General features: G+C 71.1%; 1 protein-coding gene. It reads left to right on the top strand.

The features are described from left to right. The coding region (locus tag NJ4_RS26185; RefSeq protein ID WP_067442136.1) for a hypothetical protein at positions 1 to 778 on the top strand (778 nt) is incomplete at its 5' end. Between the last annotated feature and the right edge of the window lie 12 nt (positions 779 to 790).

The following is a 790-nucleotide window of genomic DNA, read 5'->3' as shown; positions in this document are numbered from 1 at the left end:
TGGCCAGGGCGGGCAGGGCGGGCGAAGCAGCCAAGGTGGCCAGGGCGGGCGCCGTGGCGACTGGTCCCGCCCCGCCGAGGACCAACGCCCCCGCACCCAGGACCAGGCCCGCTACGACGGACCCCCGATCCCCGACGAGATCACCGGACGCGAACTCGACCGATCCGTGGCCGCCCAGCTCAAAGGCCTTCCCGAGAAACTCGCCAACCGCGTCGCCCGCCACCTGGCCGCAGCCGGCCTGCTCATCGACACCGACCCCACCACCGCCTACCAACACACCCTCGCCGCCCGCGCCCGTGCATCGCGCCTGGCCGTGGTCCGTGAAGCCTGCGGCGAAGCCGCCTACGCCGCCGGCGAGTACGCCGAAGCACTCGCCGAACTCCGCGCCGCCAAGCGCATCAACGGCGCCACCGCCTACCTGCCCATCATGGCCGACTGCGAACGCGCCCTGGGCCGCCCCGAACGCGCACTCGCCCTGGCCAAAAGCCCCGCCGTGGCCAACTTCACCCCCGAAGCCAAAGCCGAAATGACCATCGTCGAAGCCGGCGCCCGCCGCGACCTAGGCGAATTCGACGCAGCACTACGCACCCTCGAATACGCACCCCTGAACACCAACACCCGCGCACCCTGGGTCGTCAGACTCCGCTACACCTACGCCGACACCCTCCAAGCAGCCGGCCGCACCAACGACGCACTCGAATGGTTCCACCGCACCGAAGCCATCGACGGCGACGAACTCACCGACGCCGCCACCCGCGCCCAACAACTCACCACCTGACCCACCCGCCGT

The organism is Nocardioides jensenii JCM 1364 = NBRC 14755, from assembly GCF_001552535.1.
Lineage (GTDB): Bacteria > Actinomycetota > Actinomycetes > Propionibacteriales > Nocardioidaceae > Nocardioides > Nocardioides jensenii.
This window is presented reverse-complemented; position numbering and strand designations above follow the sequence as displayed.